This window comes from Ideonella sp. sgz306126 (assembly GCF_056032705.1).
The window spans coordinates 74,318-92,749 of sequence record NZ_JBVYWP010000001.1; the positions used below are offsets into that span (position 1 = coordinate 74,318).

The 18,432-nt window shown below is 71.8% G+C and carries 13 protein-coding genes and 1 tRNA gene; 7 read left to right on the forward strand and 7 right to left on the reverse strand.

The genetic code is table 11. From position 1 onward, the window contains the following. Window positions 1–57 precede the first annotated feature (57 nt). Complete coding sequence (locus AC0N04_RS00345; RefSeq protein ID WP_474277462.1) at window positions 58–4,470, forward strand: PAS-domain containing protein; 4,413 nt, start codon at window positions 58–60, stop codon at window positions 4,468–4,470. After that, window positions 4,467–5,477 (forward strand): diguanylate cyclase domain-containing protein, encoded by a 1,011-nt coding sequence (locus tag AC0N04_RS00350; RefSeq protein WP_474277465.1) that lies wholly within the window; start codon window positions 4,467–4,469, stop codon window positions 5,475–5,477. The genes AC0N04_RS00345 and AC0N04_RS00350 overlap by 4 nt, the downstream gene beginning before the upstream one ends. On the opposite strand, the gene AC0N04_RS00355 is transcribed toward AC0N04_RS00350, so the two are convergent. Continuing rightward, window positions 5,454–6,236 carry an ABC transporter ATP-binding protein gene (locus AC0N04_RS00355; RefSeq protein WP_474279013.1) on the reverse strand — a complete coding sequence of 261 codons (783 nt, stop codon included), beginning with the start codon at window positions 6,234–6,236 and terminating at the stop codon, window positions 5,454–5,456. The two genes, AC0N04_RS00350 and AC0N04_RS00355, sit on opposite strands and share 24 nt — an antisense overlap. A 44-nt stretch (window positions 6,237–6,280) precedes the next feature. Then, entirely contained in the window at window positions 6,281–6,955 is a 675-nt protein-coding gene (gene modB, locus AC0N04_RS00360) for a molybdate ABC transporter permease subunit (RefSeq protein WP_474277467.1), read from the reverse strand. A gap of 165 nt (window positions 6,956–7,120) precedes the next feature. On the opposite strand from modB, the gene AC0N04_RS00365 reads away from it, so the two are divergent. From AC0N04_RS00365 to AC0N04_RS00380, 4 genes are read left to right on the forward strand one after another with little or no spacing between them, the layout of a single operon-like run. Then, window positions 7,121–7,789 carry an ArsR/SmtB family transcription factor gene (locus AC0N04_RS00365; protein ID WP_474277469.1) on the forward strand — a complete coding sequence of 223 codons (669 nt, stop codon included), beginning with the start codon at window positions 7,121–7,123 and terminating at the stop codon, window positions 7,787–7,789. 39 nt (window positions 7,790–7,828) lie between these two features. Further along, entirely contained in the window at window positions 7,829–8,560 is a 732-nt protein-coding gene (locus AC0N04_RS00370) for an MBL fold metallo-hydrolase (RefSeq protein ID WP_474277472.1), read from the forward strand. 3 nt (window positions 8,561–8,563) lie between these two features. Further along, window positions 8,564–9,919 carry an MFS transporter gene (locus AC0N04_RS00375; protein ID WP_474277474.1) on the forward strand — a complete coding sequence of 452 codons (1,356 nt, stop codon included), beginning with the start codon at window positions 8,564–8,566 and terminating at the stop codon, window positions 9,917–9,919. After that, window positions 9,916–11,031 carry a YeeE/YedE thiosulfate transporter family protein gene (locus AC0N04_RS00380; RefSeq protein ID WP_474277477.1) on the forward strand — a complete coding sequence of 372 codons (1,116 nt, stop codon included), beginning with the start codon at window positions 9,916–9,918 and terminating at the stop codon, window positions 11,029–11,031. Before AC0N04_RS00375 ends, AC0N04_RS00380 begins: the two co-directional genes overlap by 4 nt. An 82-nt stretch (window positions 11,032–11,113) precedes the next feature. Here AC0N04_RS00380 and AC0N04_RS00385 read toward each other — a convergent pair. The 5 genes from AC0N04_RS00385 to hemC form a co-directional block, all read right to left on the reverse strand. After that, window positions 11,114–11,190: transfer RNA gene (locus AC0N04_RS00385), tRNA-Arg, on the reverse strand. A gap of 73 nt (window positions 11,191–11,263) precedes the next feature. After that, entirely contained in the window at window positions 11,264–12,511 is a 1,248-nt protein-coding gene (locus AC0N04_RS00390; protein WP_474277479.1) for a heme biosynthesis HemY N-terminal domain-containing protein, read from the reverse strand. A gap of 32 nt (window positions 12,512–12,543) precedes the next feature. Further along, window positions 12,544–13,596, reverse strand: a complete 1,053-nt coding sequence (locus tag AC0N04_RS00395; protein WP_474277482.1) for a uroporphyrinogen-III C-methyltransferase — start codon at window positions 13,594–13,596, stop codon at window positions 12,544–12,546. Window positions 13,597–13,673: 77 nt separating this feature from the next. Then, on the reverse strand, window positions 13,674–14,513 hold the full coding sequence (locus AC0N04_RS00400) for a uroporphyrinogen-III synthase (protein ID WP_474277484.1): 840 nt from the start codon (window positions 14,511–14,513) through the stop codon (window positions 13,674–13,676). A 9-nt stretch (window positions 14,514–14,522) separates the two neighbouring features. After that, on the reverse strand, window positions 14,523–15,479 hold the full coding sequence (gene hemC / locus AC0N04_RS00405; protein ID WP_474277487.1) for a hydroxymethylbilane synthase: 957 nt from the start codon (window positions 15,477–15,479) through the stop codon (window positions 14,523–14,525). Between the two features lie 81 nt (window positions 15,480–15,560). Between hemC and ppc the strand changes: the two genes are divergently transcribed. Further along, entirely contained in the window at window positions 15,561–18,416 is a 2,856-nt protein-coding gene (ppc, locus tag AC0N04_RS00410) for a phosphoenolpyruvate carboxylase (RefSeq protein WP_474277490.1), read from the forward strand. The last annotated feature ends 16 nt before the right edge of the window (window positions 18,417–18,432 follow it).

Consider the following 18,432-nt stretch of genomic DNA (forward strand, 5'->3'; position numbering starts at 1 on the left):
ATCGGCGTGGCGGGACCAGCCTGAGCGCCTTCGGGCCGGTGCGCCGACATCGATCGCATGAAACGACAGGCCCCCCTCGCCCTTGCCCTGGCCGCCCTGAGTTTGGCTGCCGGTGCCGGCTTGACGGTCTTTCTGGTCGATCGCCAGACGCAGATCGCCCGCCACGAGGCCCGCCAGCGCTTCGAGCGCGAGGCCGATCGCCTCGCCGTCCAGCTGAGCGAGCGTTTCGAAGCCCCCCGCCTGGGCTTGCAGGGACTGCAAGGCCTGTACGCCGCGAGCGAGCAGGTGACGCACCGCGAATTGCTGGCCTTCTTCAGCGCTTCGCATCTGGCGCGCGACGCGGCCGGGGTGCGTGGCTTCGGCTATGTCGCGCGGGTGCCGGCGGGCCAGATCGACGCGACCGTCCACCCGCAGCGAGCGGACGGCCGGACGGACGGCGCGGCCCGTCTTCCCGATCCGGCGCGTGACGCATGCCGGCTTCAATTCCTGTCGCCCCAGGGCGCCGATCGCTCCGCGGCGGACTGGCCGCTGGGCGACGACCTGTGTTCGTCCCGCACCAACCGCGACGCGGCCTGGCGCGCCGCCACCCGCGCCGAGGCGACGCTCAGCGAGCCGCTGACCCTCCGCCAGGGCACCCGCCAGGACACCGGCTGGCTGTATTGGCTGCCGGTCTATCGCCGGGGCACGGTGCCGGCCAGCCCGGCCGAACGACTCGCGGCCCTGCAAGGCTGGGCGATCGCGCCGATCGTGGCGCGCGAACTGCTCGCCCCCCCACCGGGCCAGGCCGCGGCCTTGGCCCGCTATTCGCTCACCGACATCGGCGCCCCCGGTGGGGCCGCCGTGGCGATCGTCCAAGGTCCCGACGCGGCCGATGCCGCCGCGGCCCCCAGCTTGCGGACGCGGCGCGAACTGGACGTCGGAGGCCGCCGATTCCTGCTGCAGGTCGGGTCGACGCCCGCGTTCGACGCCGGCATCGACCGCCAGTCGCCCCGCCTGATTGCCTGGGCGGGCGGCGCGCTGACGCTGGCCCTGGCCTGGATCCTGGCGTTGGCGGTGACCGTGCGTGGCCGCGTGCGCCTGCAGGCCGAGCGCATGACGCGCGACCTGAATCGGTTGGCCACCGTGGTCGAGCGCACCTCCAACGCGGTGATGATCACCGACCGCGAGCTGCGCATCACCTGGGTCAACCAGGGCTTCAGCCGCCTGTACGGCTACGCGCCGGACGAGGCGATCGGCCGAACGCCCGACGAACTGCTGTGCACGCCCCACACCGCCGCGGCGTCCCTGGACACCTTGCGGCGCGCCGCCCGGCTGCGCCAGACCTGCCGCGTCGAGGTGCGCAACCGCACCAAGGACGGCCGGTTGCTGTGGATCGACACCGAAGTGCAACCGGCCTTCGACGCGCAAGGCCGCTTCGACGGCTTCATCGAGATCGCGCTCGACATCACCGCCAGCAAGCACGCCGAGCAGGCCTTGCGCGCGAGCCAGACCTTCCTCGACCGGGTCGGCCGGCTGGTCGGCGTCGGCGGCTGGACCTGCGAGCTGCGGCCCGCCAGGCTGAGCCTGTCCGACGAGGTTCATCGCTTGTTGGCCTGTCCGAGCGGCGCGCAACCGACGGTGCGCTCGCTGCTGCGGCACCTGGGCCCGGCCGGCCGCACGCCGTTGCTGGAAGCCCTGCGCAGTGCCTTGCATCGCGGCTCCGGCTGGGACCTGGAGCTGGCGGTGCCGTCCGACCCGCCCGGCCAGACGCGCTGGATGCGCATCGTCGGCGCCATCGAAGCGGATCCGGACGGCCGCCCGATCCGGCTGTTTGGCGCGGCGCAGGACGTGACCCGCCGCCGCGAGCTCGAAGCCGGTCTGCGCCGAACCAACGAGCGGCTGATCGGCGTCGTCGAGAACCTGCCCTGCGGCCTGGCGGTGTTCGACGCCGACCTGCACCTGGTGTTGCGCAACGAAGCCTTCGGCCAGCTGGTGGGCGTTCCGGCCGAACGGCTCGCGCGCGGCACGATGAGCCTGGAAGACGTGGTTCGCTACGGCGCCGAGGCGATGCACCTGGACGCGCCGCAGACCGAGGAGCGCGTGCGCAGCGCGCTGGCGTCCGCCACCAGTCGGGAGACGACCCGCGCCGAGACCCCGATGCCCAACGGCGCCGTGGTGGAGGTGCACAGCGCCCCGATGCCCGACGGCGGCGTGGTGCGGACCTACGTCGACATCTCCGAGCGCCTGTCGCGCGAGGCCGAGGTGCGGCGCGCCGACGCGCTGATGCGCGGCGCGATCGACACGCTGGACGAGGCCTTCGTGCTGTACGACCCGGACGATCGTCTGGTGCTGTGCAACGAGCGCTACCGCGACCTGTTCGCCACCTCGGCCGACGTGATCGTGCCCGGCAACACCTTCGAGCACATCATCCGCGTCGGCGCGCAGCGCGGGCAGTACCCGGCCGCCGTGGGCCACGAGGAAGCCTGGGTCCGCGAGCGCCTGACGCTGCACCGCGCCCGGCAGGGCCAGACGGTGATCAAGCTCGACAGCGGCCAGTGGCTTCGCGTGATCGAGCGCCGCATGCCCGACGGGCACACGGTGGGCTTTCGGATCGACATCACCGACTTGATGAATGCCTCCGAGGCCGCACGCTCGGCGTCGCGGGCCAAGAGCCAGTTCGTCGCCAACATGAGCCACGAGATCCGCACGCCGCTCAACGCCATCCTGGGCATGCTCAGGCTGCTGCAGCGCACGCCGCTGTCGCCCCGCCAGAGCGACTACGCCGGCAAGACCGAGGGGGCGGCCCGCGCCTTGCTGGCCCTGGTCAACGGCATCCTGGATTTCTCGAAGATCGAGGCCGGCAAGATGGAACTGGAAACCCGGCCGTTCCGCCTCGACCGCCTGCTGGCCGACCTGAAAACCCTGCTCTCGGCCCAGCTCGCCGAGGGCAGCGAGCTGCAGCTGCAGTTCGACCTGCCGCCCGAGCTGCCCTCCGTGCTGCAAGGCGATGCGCTGCGCCTGCTGCAGGTGCTGACCAACCTGGGCGGCAACGCGATCAAGTTCACGCCCAAGGGCAGCGTCACCGTGCGGGTGCGCGCCCTGCCCCGCCCCGACCGCCGGGTGCAGCTGGATTTCGAGGTCTTCGACACCGGCATCGGCATCGCCCCCGAACACCTGCCGCGCCTGTTCACCGGCTTCAGCCAGGCCGAGACCTCGATCACGCGGCGCTTTGGCGGCACCGGCCTGGGCCTGGCGATCTCGCAACGCTTCGTCGAGATGATGGGGGGCACGCTGGCGGTCGAGAGCGTGGCCGGCCAGGGCAGCCGCTTCCACTTCAGCCTGGCGATGCCGTTGGGCGACGACGACGAACTCGATGCCGCCGACTCCGGGCTCGTGCCGCTCGATGCCGGGGCGTCCGGCCTGCCGGATCAGCCCGCCCTGCGCGCCGGCCTGCCCCGCCGCCTCGCCGGCATGCGGGTGCTGCTGGTGGAAGACAACGCCAACAACCGACAGGTGGCCCGCGAGTTGCTGGAGGACGAGGGCGCGATCGTCCGCAACGCCGAGCACGGGCAGGACGGGGTTGCGCTCCTGCTGCAGCAGCCGGAAGGCTTCGACGCCGTGCTGATGGACATCCAGATGCCGGTGATGGACGGCCTGGCCGCCACCCGGGCCCTCCGCGCCGACCGCCGCTTCGACGCCCTGCCGATCATCGCCATGTCGGCCAACGTCACCCTGGCCGACCGCGACGCCGCATTGGCCGCCGGCATGAACGACCACGTCGGCAAGCCCTTCGACCTCAACCATCTGGTGCGCACGCTGCAGCGCTGGACCGGCTGGCAGACGAGGGACGACGCGGCTCCGCCGCTGCCGACGCTGGTCCTGCCGGTGGCCTTGCGCGACGAGGCGGCCGCCTGCGGGATCGACCTCCAGGCGGCGATGGACCGCGTGCTGGGACGCAGCGCGGTCTACCAGCGCATGCTGACTCACTTCGCCGACGCGGCAGCCCCCCAGGAACAGGCCTTGAGCGACGCGCTGGCCGATGGACGCACCGCCGAGCTGCGCCGCGAGCTGCACACGCTCAAGGGCCTGGCCTCGATGCTGGGCGCGCAGCGTCTGGCGCGGCTGGCCGCCGACGGCGAGGCCGAGCCGGCCCGCGTCGACGCGGCGTGGCTGGACCGGCTGGCGCGCCTGCGCCGGCGCACGCTGGCCGACATGCAGCGGCTGGTCGACGCCCTGCCGCGCGAGCCGGCGCCCGCCGCCGCCGCGGCTCAGCCCGACCGCGACGGCTCGCTGGCCAGGCTGCTGGACACCTTCGTGCAGCAGCTGGCCGATGCCGACATGGCCGCCACCGACACCTTCGCTGCGGTGCGCGAGCAGGTCGCCGATCTGCCGACCGCGCAGCGGGACGCGCTGGAAGCCGCCATGGGCCGCCTCGATTTCGACGCCGCGCTGGCGCTGACCCGGACGCTGCTTGCCGAGGTGGCCGCGTGAGACCCCCTGCATCGCCGGACACGGGCGCTGGCGCGCCATTCCTGGCGGCCGAGCTGACCGGCGGACGCAAGCTGCGGCTGCTGATCATCGACGACCAGCCGATGGTCATCCAGGCGCTCTACCAGATCTTCTCGAACGACTGCCAGGTGTTCATGGCCACCCACGGCGAACAAGGGCTGGCGCTGTGCGAGGACCGTCAGCCCGACGTGGTGCTGCTGGACGTGGTGATGCCCGGCATGGACGGCTACGAAGTCTGCCGGCGCCTGAAAGCCAGGCAGGCGACGCGCGACATCCCGGTGATCTTCGTCACCGCCCAGGACGACGAGACGGCCGAGACGCGCGGCCTGGAGATCGGCGCGGTGGACTTCATCTCCAAGCCGATCAACCCCAGCATCGTGCGGGCGCGCGTGCGCACCCACGCCACGCTGAAGCTGCAATCCGATCTGCTGCGGCGCATGGTGTTCGTCGACGGCCTGACCGGCGTGTTCAACCGGCGCCATTTCGACGAACGCCTGGAGGCCGAGTGGGGCCGCGCGACGCGCCACCACAGCGCGCTGAGCCTGATGATGATCGATGTCGACCACTTCAAGGCCTTCAACGACCGGCACGGCCACCAGGCCGGCGATGCCTGCCTGCGCGAGGTGGCCGAGGTGCTGCGCCGCTGCGTCAGGCGTTCGGGCGACGTGATCGCGCGCTACGGCGGTGAGGAGTTCGCCTGCATCCTGCCCGACACCGACCTCGAGGCAGCGACCCGGCTGGCGCAGACCATCGAGCAAGAGGTCCGACGGACGGTGGCGGCGCCATCGGCAGCGGCCGGCCGCGGCGCCGCCGTGACGGTCAGCCTCGGCGTGGCCAGCAAACCCGCCACGCTGGACAGCCGCCACCAGCCCGCGGCCGCCTTGCTGGGCCTGGCCGATCAGCAGCTCTACGCCGCCAAGGCCGCCGGCCGCGCCTGCGTGATGGGCGCCAGGCTGGCAGCCGACTCAGGCCCCGCCGCCCAAGGCTGAGCGCACGCGTCGGCGCCGCAGCGCCTGATCCGGCGCGAGCGCCTGCGGCTCCAGCGTCAGGCCGGCCCGCTCACGCGACACGCCACTGACCAGATCGAGCTCGCGCACCACCTGCCCGTGCTCGATCACGCAGGCCGCATCGGCCAGCGCGACCACGTCGTCCACGTCGTGCGTGATCATCAGCATCGGGATCGCCCAGCGCCGGCGCACCTCGGCCAGCTCTTCGCGCAGGCTCTGGCGCAGCATCGGATTGAGCGCCGAGAACGGCTCGTCGAGCAGCAGCACGGCGGGTTCGCAGGCCAGGGCGCGCGCCAGCGCCACCCGCTGGCGCTGCCCGCCCGACAAGGCCGCCGGCCGCGCGTCGGCCTGGCCGGCGAGCCCGAAACTCTCCAGCAAGCCGTCGACCCGCGCGGCGTCGGCCGCGCTCGGTCGCCGGCGCCAGCTGCCCAGGCCGAAGCCCACGTTCTGCCGCACGCTCAGGTGGGGGAACAAGGCGTAGTCCTGGAACAGGTAGCCGACCTGACGCTGCGCGGCCGGCAGGTTCACGCCGGCCCGCGCGTCGAACAGCGTGCGCCCGGCGATGCGCACGTGGCCGGCCGCGGGCTGCAGCAGCCCGGCGATGGCCTGCAGCGTCAGCGACTTGCCGGCCCCGGACGGCCCGTACAGCGCCATCACCGGCGCCGCGGTGGCGAAGCGCACGGCCAGCTCGAACCGGCGCGTGGCGTCGCTCAAGGTCAGGCGCAGGTCGACGTCGATCAGCGCGCCGGACGCCGCGCCGCTGGAACCGGCATCGGGCGGCTGCGTCATGGCCGGGCAAGCCAGCGGCCCGAGAGCCACAGCACCGCGACCGACAAGGCCGAGGTCGCCATCACCAGCACCGCGGCGGTGTCGTCCTGCCCGGCCTGGACGGCGTCGTAGATGGCCATCGACAAAGTCTGGGTGCGGCCGGGGATCGAGCCCGCCACCATCAGGCTGGCGCCGAACTCGCCCATCGCCCGCGCAAACGCCAGCAGCGTGCCGGCGACGATGCCCGGGGCCGCCAGCGGCAGCGTGATCCGCACGAAGACCGACCACGGCGACTGGCGCAGGGTGCGCGCAGCCGCCTCCAGCGTGCGGTCGACCGTCGCGAAGGCGGCGCTGGCGGACTTGAGCACCAGCGGCAAGGCCACCACGGCCGATGCGACCACCGCGCCATGCCAGCTGAAGACGATCGAGTAGTCGAGGTGCGCGTGCAGCCATCCCCCCAGCGCGCTGCGGCGGCCCGCCAGCAACAGGATGGCATAACCGATCACCGTGGGCGGCAGCACCAGCGGCAGCATGCAGACGGCCTCCAGCAGCGCGCGACCGGGCAATTCCGTGCGCGCGAACAGCCAGCCCAGCGCCACGCCCGCCACGCCGGCGAGCGCCGTGGCCACGCTGGCCACCTTGAGCGAGAGCCACAGCGGCGACCAGTCGACGGAAGAAAGGATTTCGAACATTCGTTATGTATTCAACTACACAGCGATTATCCGGCAAAACCACCCTCGGCGACAGGCCTCGGAGCGGCCCGGCGGAGGGCCGCCTCGCCGGCCACCGGAGACGCGATCGCCTTCCTTCGGGTTGACGCGCGCTTCGTTCATTCTTTTATTCGTTAGAATGATTGAATGAATACTCGAGAACTGAAGGACCATCTCTACGAGCAGGTCGCGCGCATCGGTGGCGCGGTCTCCAGTCCCAAGCGCCTGGAGCTGCTGGAGTTGCTCGCCCAGGGCGAGAAGACGGTCGAGACGCTGGCGCGCGAGGCGGCGATCGACGTCAAGCTGGCCAGCGCCCACCTGCGGGTGCTCAAGGCGGCCCACCTGGTGGCGGTGCGGCCGGCCGGCAAGCGCCGCGTCTACCGTCAGAGCAGCAACGACGTGTCGGCGCTCTGGGTATCGCTGCGCGCCTTGGCCGAATCGCATCTGGCCGAGCTGCAGACGACGATGAGCCGCCTGTTCTCGGGGCCGGAGCGCCTGTCGATGGAAAGCGCCGGCTCGCTGTTGCAGAAGGTCCGGGCCGGCGAGGTGCTGCTGATCGACGTGCGGCCCGAGTCGGAGTACCGCGTCGCTCACCTGCCTTCGGCGCGATCGATGCCGCTCGACGAACTGGAAACGCGGCTGCGCGAATTGCCGCGCGACAAGGAGATCGTCGCGTACTGCCGCGGCCCGTTCTGCGTGATGTCGGACGCCGCGGTCAAGCTGCTGCTGCAACGCGGCCACCTGGCCCGCAAGATCGCCGAGGGCGTGCCCGAATGGCGTGCGGCCGGCCTGCCGGTCGAGGCCCTGTCGTCATGACGGCCCGACGCTGAAGATCGACAACGACGGAGGAACCCGATGTTCTTCAAACAACTGGCCACCCAGGCGTCCAGCCTGTCCTACTTCTTCGGCTGCGGAGGCCTGGGCAAGGCAGTGGCGGTGGACGTCGTCGCCGGCGACGAAGCCTGGTTCGTCGAGCAGGCGGCGCTGGCCGGCGTGGCCATCACCCACGTCATCGACACCCATGTGCATGCCGACCACCTGTCCGGCGGGCGCGCGCTGGCCAGCCGGGTGGGGGCACCGTACTGCCTGCACGAAGCGGCGGCCGATCTGGTGCAGTTCGGCTTCGAGCCGCTGGTCGACGGACAGGTGATCCCGCTCGGCAACGTGACGGTGCAGGTGCTCCACACCCCCGGGCACACGATGGACAGCGTCTGCCTGCTGGTCACCGACCGGCGGCGCGGCGAGGCGCCCTGGTTCGTCGTCACCGGCGACACCTTGTTCGTCGGCGCCGTGGGCCGGCCCGACCTGGCGGGACGCGAACGCGAGATGGCCGCGCTGCTGCACGACAGCCTGCAGCGCCAGCTGCTGAGCCTGCCCGACGAGATCGAGATCTATCCCGGCCACCAGGCGGGCAGCGCCTGCGGCGTGGGGCTGTCCGGCAAACCCTCGTCGACGCTGGCCTTCGAGAAGCGCTGGAACCCGGCACTGAGCCTGCCGCGCGACGCGTTCGTGTCCCAGCTGACCGAGCAGATTCCGCCGCGTCCGGCCGACATGGACCGCATCGTCGCGGCCAACACCGCCGCCTGAACCATGACCCCGTCCCCCCCCGCGGTGCCCGGGACCGTCGCGCCGACGCCGCCGCACGAGCGCTACCCGCAGGGCATCCGGACCAACCTGCACCAGTTCGTCTGGCAGGCGGTCCAGGTGTCCTTCGTCGGCCTGGTCATCGGCATGGAGCGGACCGTGCTGCCGATCGTGGCCAGCCGGGATTTCGGCGTCCCGCGCAGTTCCTTCCTGTACCTGCTGTCCTTCATCATCTCGTTCGGCCTGGTCAAGGGCGCGCTGAATTTCGTCGCCGGCCGGCTGTCGGAGCGCGTTGGGCGCAAGACCGTGCTGATCTGGGGCTGGCTGGCCGCCATCCCGATTCCGCTGCTCATCTTCTTCGCTCAGTCGTGGTGGTGGATCGTGGCGGCCAACCTGTTCCTCGGCATCAACCAGGGTTTCGCCTGGAGCATGACGGTGACCAGCAAGGTGGACATCACGCGGGCCGAGCAGCGCGGACTGGCCACCGGCATCAACGAGTTCGCCGGCTACGCCTCGGTCGGGCTGGCGGGCATCGCCACCGGCTACCTCGGCAGCGTCTTCGGGCCGCGCCTGGCCTTGCTCGGCTTCGCCACCGTCGTGATCACGCTGGGCCTGGGCACGGCCTGGCTGTTCCTGCAGGAGACCTTGCCCTGGGCCCAGGCCGAGCGGCACCGCCATGCCACCGGCACCCACCGCGGCCCCGCGCCTCGCTTTGCCACCGGCCTGCCCGAACACCCGAGCTCGACCGAGGTCTTCCTGTTCGTGTCGTTCCGGCACCCCACCTTCGCCGCGCTGTGCCAGGCCGGCGTGGCCAACAAGGTCGCCGACACCCTGCTGTGGGTGCTGTTCCCGCTGTACCTGCATGACCGGGGCCTGACGCTGGTGCAGACCGGCTGGGTCACCGGGGTGTACGGCCTCGTCTGGGGCGTCTCGCAGCTGTGGACCGGCCCGCTGTCGGACCGCATCGGCCGGCGCGCGCCGATCGTGGCCGGCCTGTGGCTGCTGGCCGCGGGCATCGCGGCCACGATGCAGATGCACGGCGTGGCGGCGTGGGTCGCCACGGGAGCGGCGATGGGGGTCGGGATGGCCTTGCTGTACCCCAACTTGATCGCCGCCGTCGCCGACCTGTCCCACCCCAGCTGGCGCAGCTCGTCGCTGGGCACCTATCGCTACTGGCGCGACACCGGCTACGCGATGGGTGCGCTGGTGCTGGGGCTGATCGCTCAGGTGCGCGGGGACATCGAACCCGCCTTCTGGTTCACCGCCGGCTTGCTGGCCTTGTCCGGCGCCTGGGTCCTGCTGCGCGTCGAAGAAACCCATCCGGGGCACCCGGCCAAGCCACCCCAAGAGAACCGTCCATGACCGCGATCGATCAACTGCTGCTCGGCGGCTTCCTGTCCGCGCTGGTGCTGGGCGCAGCCGCCCAGGCCTCGCGCTTCTGCCCGCAAGGCGGGCTTCGCGAGGCCCTGCGTGAGCGCCGCCCGCAGCGCCTCGCCGCCTACTTCGCGGCGGCCGGCGTGGCCTTGCTGGCGGTCGCCGCGCTGCAACTCGTGCTGCCACAGCCGCTCGTGCCGTCGCGCCCGCCCTACCTGTCCGCCAACCTGCCCTGGGGCCGCTACCTGCTGGGTGGCCTGCTGTTCGGTGCCGGCATGGTGCTGGCCCGCGGCTGCCCGCTGCGGACGGCCGTGCGCAGCGCCCAGGGCAGCGGGTCGGCGGCCGTGCTGCTGATCGCCATGGGCATCGCCGCCTTCGCGATGTCCCGCACCGCCTTGTTCGACCGGGGGATCGCCCCGTGGCTGGTCCCGCTCTCGTTCGATCTGCATCGCTGGGGCTGGCCCAGCCAGGGCCTGGATGCCCTGCTGGGCTTCGGCAGCCCCTCCGGCCGGGTCATCACCGGCGCGATCCTCGGCGTGGCGGTGCTGGGGCTGGCGGCGCGCCGACTGGCGTGGCAAGGCCACCGCACGCTGTGGATCGGTGCGGCGCTGAGCGGCTTGATGGTGGCTGCCGGCTATGCGCTGACCGCGGGTCCGATCGGAACGGCGGCGGCCGACGAGGCGTCGTTCATGGGCGAGCCGCCCGACGGCCTGGGCGTGCAGTCGTTCAGCTATGCCGGCCCCTTGGGCGATGCCGCCAACTTTCTGCGCCACCCGGTGCGCCAGACCTGGACGCTGGGCGTGGCGATGTTGCTAGGCACCTGGCTGGGCTCGCTGCTGTCGGCGCTGGCGAGGGGCGAGTTCCGCCTCCAATGGCCGGCGGCGCCCCGCGCGATGGCCGTGCCGCTGGCGGGCGCGCTGATGACCGGCGCGGGCGCGGTCATCGGCCTGGGGTGCACGGTGGGTCACGGCTTGAGCGGCGTCGCCGTGTTGTCGCTCGGCTCGGCGATGGCGCTGGCGTCGATCTTCGCCGGCGCGTCGCTGGTGCTCTGGCTCGAAGTGCGGGTGTCGCGCCGGTCTGGCGCCGTGGCGAGGGGCTGAGCGGCGGCAGGCGATCGGCGGTCATGCCGTCACGGGCCTGTCAACGACGAAGGGGTTGCCTCTCGGCAACCCCTTGCGTTTTTGGTGCGGCTGGCAGGATTCGAACCCACGACCCCTTGGTTCGTAGCCAAGTACTCTATCCAACTGAGCTACAGCCGCGTGCTGTTCTCGTGAAGCTAGCAGTATAGCACAGGCCTTTTCATCTGCAAGCGCCAGATGGGGTCTGCGGCGTTCAGTCGATGGCCGCCGCGCGGCGTTCGAACACGGCCGCACCGGTGTCGTCACCGGTGTCGCGGGCCAGGGCGGCCAAACGGCGCAGCGCGTTGCGGCGCATGCCTGCGGGCAGATCGATCGCGGAGGCGGTCTGGTCGAGCAGGCGCCGCGCCTTGCCCCAGAGCTGGCGCTCGGCAAAGATCACGCCGGCCACCGCCACCAGCGAGGCCTCGTGGCCATGGCGCGACAGCGCCGTCTCGACCTTCGGCAGCCACTCGCTGCCGGCGCCCTCGGCGCACTCGGCCAGCGACAGCGCGATCTGGCGCCGCGCATCCGGCTCGGCCCGGCCGATCTGGTCCCACAGCGGCAGCAGCCACTGCCGGCCCAGCGCGGGACGTCCCATCGCCTGGGCTCGCCGCGCGGCCCGCGCGGCCACCCAGGCATCGGCGCGGTCGGCCGCTTCCAGTTGCTGCCAGACGCCTTGCAGTTGCGACTCGTCGTGGCACTGGTCCAGCGCCTCGATGGCCAGCGAGCGCAACAGCGATTGCGCGGCCAGCGCCGAGAAGCCCTGGTGCTTGGCCAGCAGTCGCGCGGTCTGCAGCGCCTCCAACGGCTTTCGTTGCAGGCGCGTGGCCTGCAGTTTGAGTCGCAAGGCCAGCGTGCGGCGGGCGACCCCGGGTGCCAACTCGCCCAGCAGTTCCAGGCTGCGAGCTGCGTCGCGGTCGTCCAGAGCCCATTCCGCCGCGAGCAACTGCACGCCATCGGCCGCAGTGCCCGAGCCGAGTCCGCCGTGGACCAGCTCCAGCGCCGCCTGCACGCGCTGGTCGCGCCCCGGGCGGTCCTGCAGGCGGTGCAGGCCGGACGCCGCGGCGACCTGGGCGAGCACCGAGAACTGCACGTCGCCGGACAGCGACGGCACCTCGGCCTGCAGGTCCAGCGCGCGCTGCGCCAACCGCTGGGCGCGGGCGTAGCGGGCCGCCAGCAGTTCGGCCCAGGCATCGCGCAGGGCCGCGCTGGCAGCGCGTTCACGCTTGAGCGCGCGCCATTCGCGCGCTCGCGTCGGCAGGCTGAGCAGGCCGTTGACCGCCTGCAGGCTGGCGAACAGCAGCATCACCAGGCCCAGCAAGGACAACAGGAACAGGTTCAGCGACAGGTCCAGCCGCCAATGGCCATAGAAGATCGAAACTAGGGCGTCGTTGCGCCCCAGCAAGGTCGCGGCCACCACGGCGGCGACGAACAGCAGGATCAGCCAGATGATCGAGCGCATGGCGATTCAGGCTGCCGCGATGCCGCCGCGGCTCACCGGCCGGCGCCGGCGGCGGCCAGCGCTGCCAGCGTCTCGTCGGGCCGGGGCAGCACCACCTGGCGCGCCTGCTGCGTCAGCTGGCGCAACTGCTCCCGGGCCAGGGCCACGCGGGGCGACGACGAGTCGAAGAAACGATCCAGCATCGCCTGCGCCTGGTTCAGGTCGCCTTGCGCCAGATCGAACTGGCGCGACAGCAGCGACAGCCGTGCGTTGAGCAGCCGCAGCTTCAGGTTCTCCCGCAGGAAGTAGGCCTGATCCGGTGCCATCAGACCGGCCTCGGGATGATCGATGCGGGTCACCCGCAGCAGCGAGCGAATCGCTGCCCAGGCGTCGCCGGCCAGCTGGCTCAAAGGCTGCCAGACGGGAAGTCCGGCAGAGGCCGCCGACGCCGCAGGCACCGCCTGAGCCGGCTTGCCTAGCGCGCGCGGCGCGGCGGCCCGATGGCGTTCGGGCGCCATCAGCAGCGGCAGATCGTCGACGCGGCGCACGATCTCGTCCAGCCGCATCGACAGGCCAGGCACGTCCACCGTCTGGGTCGCGCGAACGCGGTCCAGATCGCGCGCCATCGCTCGCCGCACGCGCTCCAGCCGGGGCTGGTTGTAGCGCGCCAGGCGCTCGTCGCCCTGCTTGAGCACCGTCACCAGCGGCTCGGCGCTGCCGGTGATCGCCGACTGCTGCAAGGCGACGCGGATCGACGCCTCGACGTCGGCCACCACGTTCTCGTCGCGCGAACGCGACATCGACTGCATCAACTCTTCGACCTGCGTGCGCTGCAGCGACGACTCGGCCACCCGCGCCTCGACCAGGCCCAGGCGGGCCGCCGCATCGGCCGCGATGTCGTGCGCCTGGCTGGCCAGCACCCTGGCCTCGGTGGCCTGGTCCTGGCTGCCTTGCTGGCGCCGCACCAATTCCTGCTCCAGCACCTTGACCCGCTGCTGGGTGCTCCAGACCAGCGCCAGGCTGGCGACGCAGAGCGCCGTCAAGACCACCGCGCCCAGGATCCACAGGCTGTTGTTGTGGCGCGGCAGCGCCACCGCGGCGGGCAAGGGTGCTGACGGGGCGGGCGCCGCGGCATCGCCGGAGGACGGCGGAGGGGCTGCGTCGGGGGACGGTGTCGATGGGTTCACGGTTGGGGACCGATTGTATCGACGCCCTCCGCGGCGACCGCCGCCGCCACGCCGTCCACGCCGGGCGCGATCAGGCGCACCGAGCCCACGCCCAGCTGCTGCGCGCGCTCGGCGATGCGGGGGTGCGATACCCAGGCCGTGGCGCGGGACCAGTCGTGCCCCGGTGCCAGGGCATCGAGGTGACCGATGGCCTCCGAGCTGCTGAACAGCCAGCGCACGTCCGCCGGCGACCCCAGCGCCTGCGCCAGCAGCGCCTGGCCGGCGGCGTCCAGCACCGGTGCGCCGCGCCGGTAGCCTTGCACGGCGTGCGTGCGCGCGCCGGCCGCCTTGAGCTGGTCCGCCAGCCAGTCGCGGCCGCCCTCGCCGCGCACCACCCAGACCTCCCGGCCGCGCCAGTCCTGCTCGCACAGCAGCGCCCACAGCGCTTCCGAATCGAATTGCTGCCGGTCGGCCGCCGGTGCGACGATCAACGCCTGCGGCACGCCTGCGACCCGCAGCGCCGCCACGGTCCCCGGTCCGACGGCCGCCGCCCGCACGCCCTCGGGCCAGCGGCCGAGCGGCCCGCCCGGCGACCCGGCCAGCGCCGCGAAGGCGTGCTCGACCGCGTTCGGGCTGACGAACACCACCAGCGCGCCCGGCCGCAGCGCCGCTGCCATCTGGACAAGCTCGTCCACCTGGGGCGCCGGCGCGATCGACAGCAGCGGCAGGGCCTGCGCCCTCAGGCCGCAGGCCTGCAGCCTGCCGACCCAGTCATTGGCCTGCGCGGCGGGCCGGGTGACCAGCAACAAAGGTCCCACCGCCGGCAGATCCTGTCCGCCCTGGCCGGGCTTCATCATGGCCGCCGATCAGGCCGCCACTGCGGCGAGATAGGCATCGCCCCCGGCGGCCTGGAGCCGCCCGGCCACCTCGCGCCCCAGCGCCTCGGCCTCGGCGGTGCCTGCCAGCGCGCTGTGGCCGCCGGCCCGCAACAAGGGGCGCGTCGGGTCGGCGGCGTGGCCCAGCGCGGCCTCCAGATGCAGCTGCCCGTCGCGCACCACCGCATGCGCCGCCAGCGGCACGCTGCAACTGCCGCCCAGCGCCCGCGACACGGCCCGCTCGGCATGGGTGGCGAGCCAGCTCGGCGCGTGGCTCAGGCGCTGCAGCGCGTCACGCAGCGCCTGGTCGTCGGCGCGCACTTCCAGGCCCAGCGCACCCTGGCCGGCCGCCGGGATCATCCGGGTCTCGTCGAACACCGAGCGGATGCGCTGCGCCAGGCCCAGCCGCTTCAGGCCCGCCGCAGCCAGCACGATCGCGTCATAACCGCCGTCGTCGAGCTTGCGCAGCCGGGTGTCGAGATTGCCGCGCAGCGGCTCGATGCGCAGATCCGGCCGCAGCGCCATCAGCTGCACCACGCGGCGCAGGCTGGAGGTGCCCACGCACGCGCCCTGCGGCAGTGCCGCCAGGTCGGCGAAGCGGTTGGAGACGAAGGCGTCGCGCGGGTCCTCGCGCTCCAGCACCGCCGCCAGCACGAAGCCCGCGGGCAGTTCCATCGGCACGTCCTTGAGCGAATGCACCGCCAGGCGGGCCTGACCGCTTTCCAGCGCGGTTTCGAGTTCCTTGACGAACAGGCCCTTGCCGCCGACCTTGGACAGGCTGCGGTCGAGGATCTGGTCGCCCCGGGTGGTCATGCCCAGCAATTCGGCCGGCAGGCCGAGCTCGCGGCCCAGCCGATCTCGCACGTGCTCGGCCTGCCACAGGGCAAGGCGGCTTTCGCGCGTGGCGATGACGACGGGGGGCGTGGCGTGGGGAGTGGCTTGGCTCATGATGGAGCGAATTATCGCGCCGCGGCCGAGGCCTGATACGATAAGAGATTGGTAATCTGGTTACATCGAACGGAGCCTTTCATGCCACGCACTTCCGCCTCCGCTGCAGCGACGAAAAGAACCTCCTCCAAGTCTGTCGCCAGCACTTCCGTCGAGAAAAAAAGGCGTGCCGAGAGCGACGCCGCCGAGAAGAACAAGCCGTTGATGGAGGACATCCGGTTACTTGGCAGGATCTTGGGCGATGTGATCCGCGAGCAGGAAGGGCGTGCGGCTTTCGACCTGATCGAGCGCGTGCGGCAGCTGTCGGTGGCCTACCGGTTGAAGAAGGACGCCTCGGCCGGCAGGGTGCTGGACCGCCTGCTGAAGAACCTCTCGGCCGACCAGACGGTGAGCGTGATCCGGGCCTTCAGCTACTTCTCGCACCTGGCCAACATCGCCGAAGACCGCCATCACGTGCGGCGGCGCGAGGTGCACGAGGTGGCAGGCACCCGCCACGAAGGATCGCTCGCGTACTGCTTCGACAAGCTGGCCCGCGCCGACCTGCGTGCCGACGACATCGCCGGCGCGCTGCAGCACGCCTACATCTCGCCGGTGCTCACTGCCCACCCGACCGAGGTGCAGCGCACCAGCATCCTCGACGCCGAGCGGGCGATCGCCGAGCTGATCAGCCAGCGCGACGCATTGCGCGCCGGCGTCGACCGCCAGGAGAACGAGGACCTGATCCGGGCCCGCGTCACCCAGCTCTGGCAGACCCGCATGCTGCGCTATGCCAAGCTGACGGTGGCCGACGAGATCGAGAACGCGCTCAGCTACTACCACGCCACCTTCTTGCGCCAGATCCCGCGCATGTACCGCGACATCGAGCAGGCGCTGCCCGGCCATGCGGTGCCGGCCTTCTTCCGCATGGGCCACTGGATCGGCGGCGACCGCGACGGCAACCCCAACGTCAGTGCCGCCACGCTGCGCCTGGCCTTGTCGCGCCAGGCCGAGACGGTGCTGCGCCATTACCTGACCGAAGTCCATTCGCTGGGGGCCGAGCTGTCGATCTCGCTGCTGCTGGCGCCGATCACGCCCGAGATGCAGGCGCTGGCCGAGCGCTCGCCCGACCGCAACCCGCACCGCGAAGACGAGCCCTACCGCCGCGCGCTGATCGGCCTCTACGCCCGGCTGGCCGCCACGCTGCACGCGCTGACCGGTACTGAGGCGCTGCGCCATGCCGTGGCGCCGCAAGATCCGTATCTCGCGCCGGAGGAGTTCCTGGCCGATCTGCAGGTGATCGAGGCCTCGCTGCATTCGCACCACGCCCAGGCGCTGGTGGCGCCGCGCCTGGCGCCGCTGATGCGTGCGGTGCAGGTGTTCGGCTTCCACCTCGCCACGGTCGACCTGCGACAAAGCTCGGACCAGCACGAGGCGGTGGTGGCCGAACTGCTGCGCGTGGCGCAGGTCGAAGCCGATTACGGCGCGCTGAGCGAGCCGCGACGCCGCGAGGTGCTGCTGGCCCAGCTGAACGACGCGCGCTCGCTGCGGGTGCGCGGCGCCGCCTACTCGCCGCTGGCGCAGAGCGAGCTGGCGATCTTCGAAGAGGCGGCATCCGGCCGCGCGCGCTTCGGCCGCGAGGCGATCCGCCACTACATCATCTCGCATACCGAGGAGGTCTCGGACCTGCTCGAAGTGCTGCTGCTGCAGAAGGAGTGCGGGCTGCTGCGCGGCACGCTGAACGCGGGTGCCGAGGCCGACCTGATCGTCTCGCCGCTGTTCGAGACGATTGCCGACCTGCGCAACGCCGGGCCGATCATGCAGCAGTTCTACGCGCTGCCGGGCATCGCCGAGTTGGTGAGGCGCGGCGGCGCCGAGCAGGACGTGATGCTGGGCTACTCCGACAGCAACAAGGACGGCGGCTTCTTCACCAGCAACTGGGAGCTCTACCGCGCCGAGATCGCGCTGGTGGAGATGTTCGCATCGCTCAAGGCGCAGTACGGCATCCGCCTGCGCCTGTTCCATGGCCGCGGCGGCACCGTGGGCCGGGGCGGCGGCCCGAGCTACCAGGCCATCCTGGCCCAGCCCCCGGGCACGGTGAACGGCCAGATCCGCCTGACCGAGCAGGGCGAGGTGATCGCGTCCAAGTACGCCCACCCCGAGATCGGCCGGCGCAATCTGGAGACGCTGGTGGCCGCGACGCTGGAGGCCACGCTGCTGCACCCGACCAAGGCCGCACCCAAGGCCTTCCTGGACGCCGCCGAGGCCTTGAGCCACGCCAGCATGTCGGCCTACCGCGCGCTGGTCTACGAGACGCCGGGCTTCACCGATTACTTCTTCTCGGCGACGCCGATCCGCGAGATCGCCGAACTGAACATCGGCTCGCGCCCGGCCTCGCGCAAGGCCACCCGCGCGATCGAGGACCTGCGCGCGATCCCCTGGGGCTTCTCGTGGGGCCAGTGCCGCGTGGCGCTGCCGGGCTGGTGCGGCTTTGGCTCCGCGGTCGAGAGTTTCCTGGGCGAGGACAAGAAGCTCCGCGCCCAGCGCCTGGACCTGCTGCAGCGCATGTTCAGGCAATGGCCCTTCTTCCGCACCCTGCTCTCCAACCTGGACATGGTGCTGGCCAAGAGCGACCTGCGCATCGCCGCACGCTATGTGGAGCTGGTGGAAGACAAGCGCCTGGGCAAGAGGATCTTCGCCGCGATCCGTGCCGAATGGGATCGCACGAATGCGGCGCTGACCCTGATCACCGGCGAAGCCGAGCGCCTGCAGAGCAACCCCGCGCTGGCGCGCTCGATCGAGCACCGCTTCCCCTACCTCGACCCGCTCAACCACCTGCAGGTCGAACTGATGCGCCGCTACCGCAAGCGCCGCGAGGGCGACCCGGGCAACGAGCGCATGCAGCGCGGCATCCACATCTCGATCAACGGCGTCGCGGCGGGCCTGCGCAACACCGGCTGACGGACGCGGCCGACGC

Coding starts and splice junctions, on each gene's coding strand:
- AC0N04_RS00400 (WP_474277484.1), bottom strand. CDS start 14,513: ATGATGAAGCCCGGCCAGGGCGGACAGGATCTGCCGGCGGTGGGACCT.
- AC0N04_RS00365 (WP_474277469.1), top strand. CDS start 7,121: ATGAATACTCGAGAACTGAAGGACCATCTCTACGAGCAGGTCGCGCGC.
- AC0N04_RS00345 (WP_474277462.1), top strand. CDS start 58: ATGAAACGACAGGCCCCCCTCGCCCTTGCCCTGGCCGCCCTGAGTTTG.
- modB (WP_474277467.1), bottom strand. CDS start 6,955: ATGTTCGAAATCCTTTCTTCCGTCGACTGGTCGCCGCTGTGGCTCTCG.
- ppc (WP_474277490.1), top strand. CDS start 15,561: ATGCCACGCACTTCCGCCTCCGCTGCAGCGACGAAAAGAACCTCCTCC.
- hemC (WP_474277487.1), bottom strand. CDS start 15,479: ATGAGCCAAGCCACTCCCCACGCCACGCCCCCCGTCGTCATCGCCACG.
- AC0N04_RS00375 (WP_474277474.1), top strand. CDS start 8,564: ATGACCCCGTCCCCCCCCGCGGTGCCCGGGACCGTCGCGCCGACGCCG.
- AC0N04_RS00380 (WP_474277477.1), top strand. CDS start 9,916: ATGACCGCGATCGATCAACTGCTGCTCGGCGGCTTCCTGTCCGCGCTG.
- AC0N04_RS00370 (WP_474277472.1), top strand. CDS start 7,829: ATGTTCTTCAAACAACTGGCCACCCAGGCGTCCAGCCTGTCCTACTTC.
- AC0N04_RS00390 (WP_474277479.1), bottom strand. CDS start 12,511: ATGCGCTCGATCATCTGGCTGATCCTGCTGTTCGTCGCCGCCGTGGTG.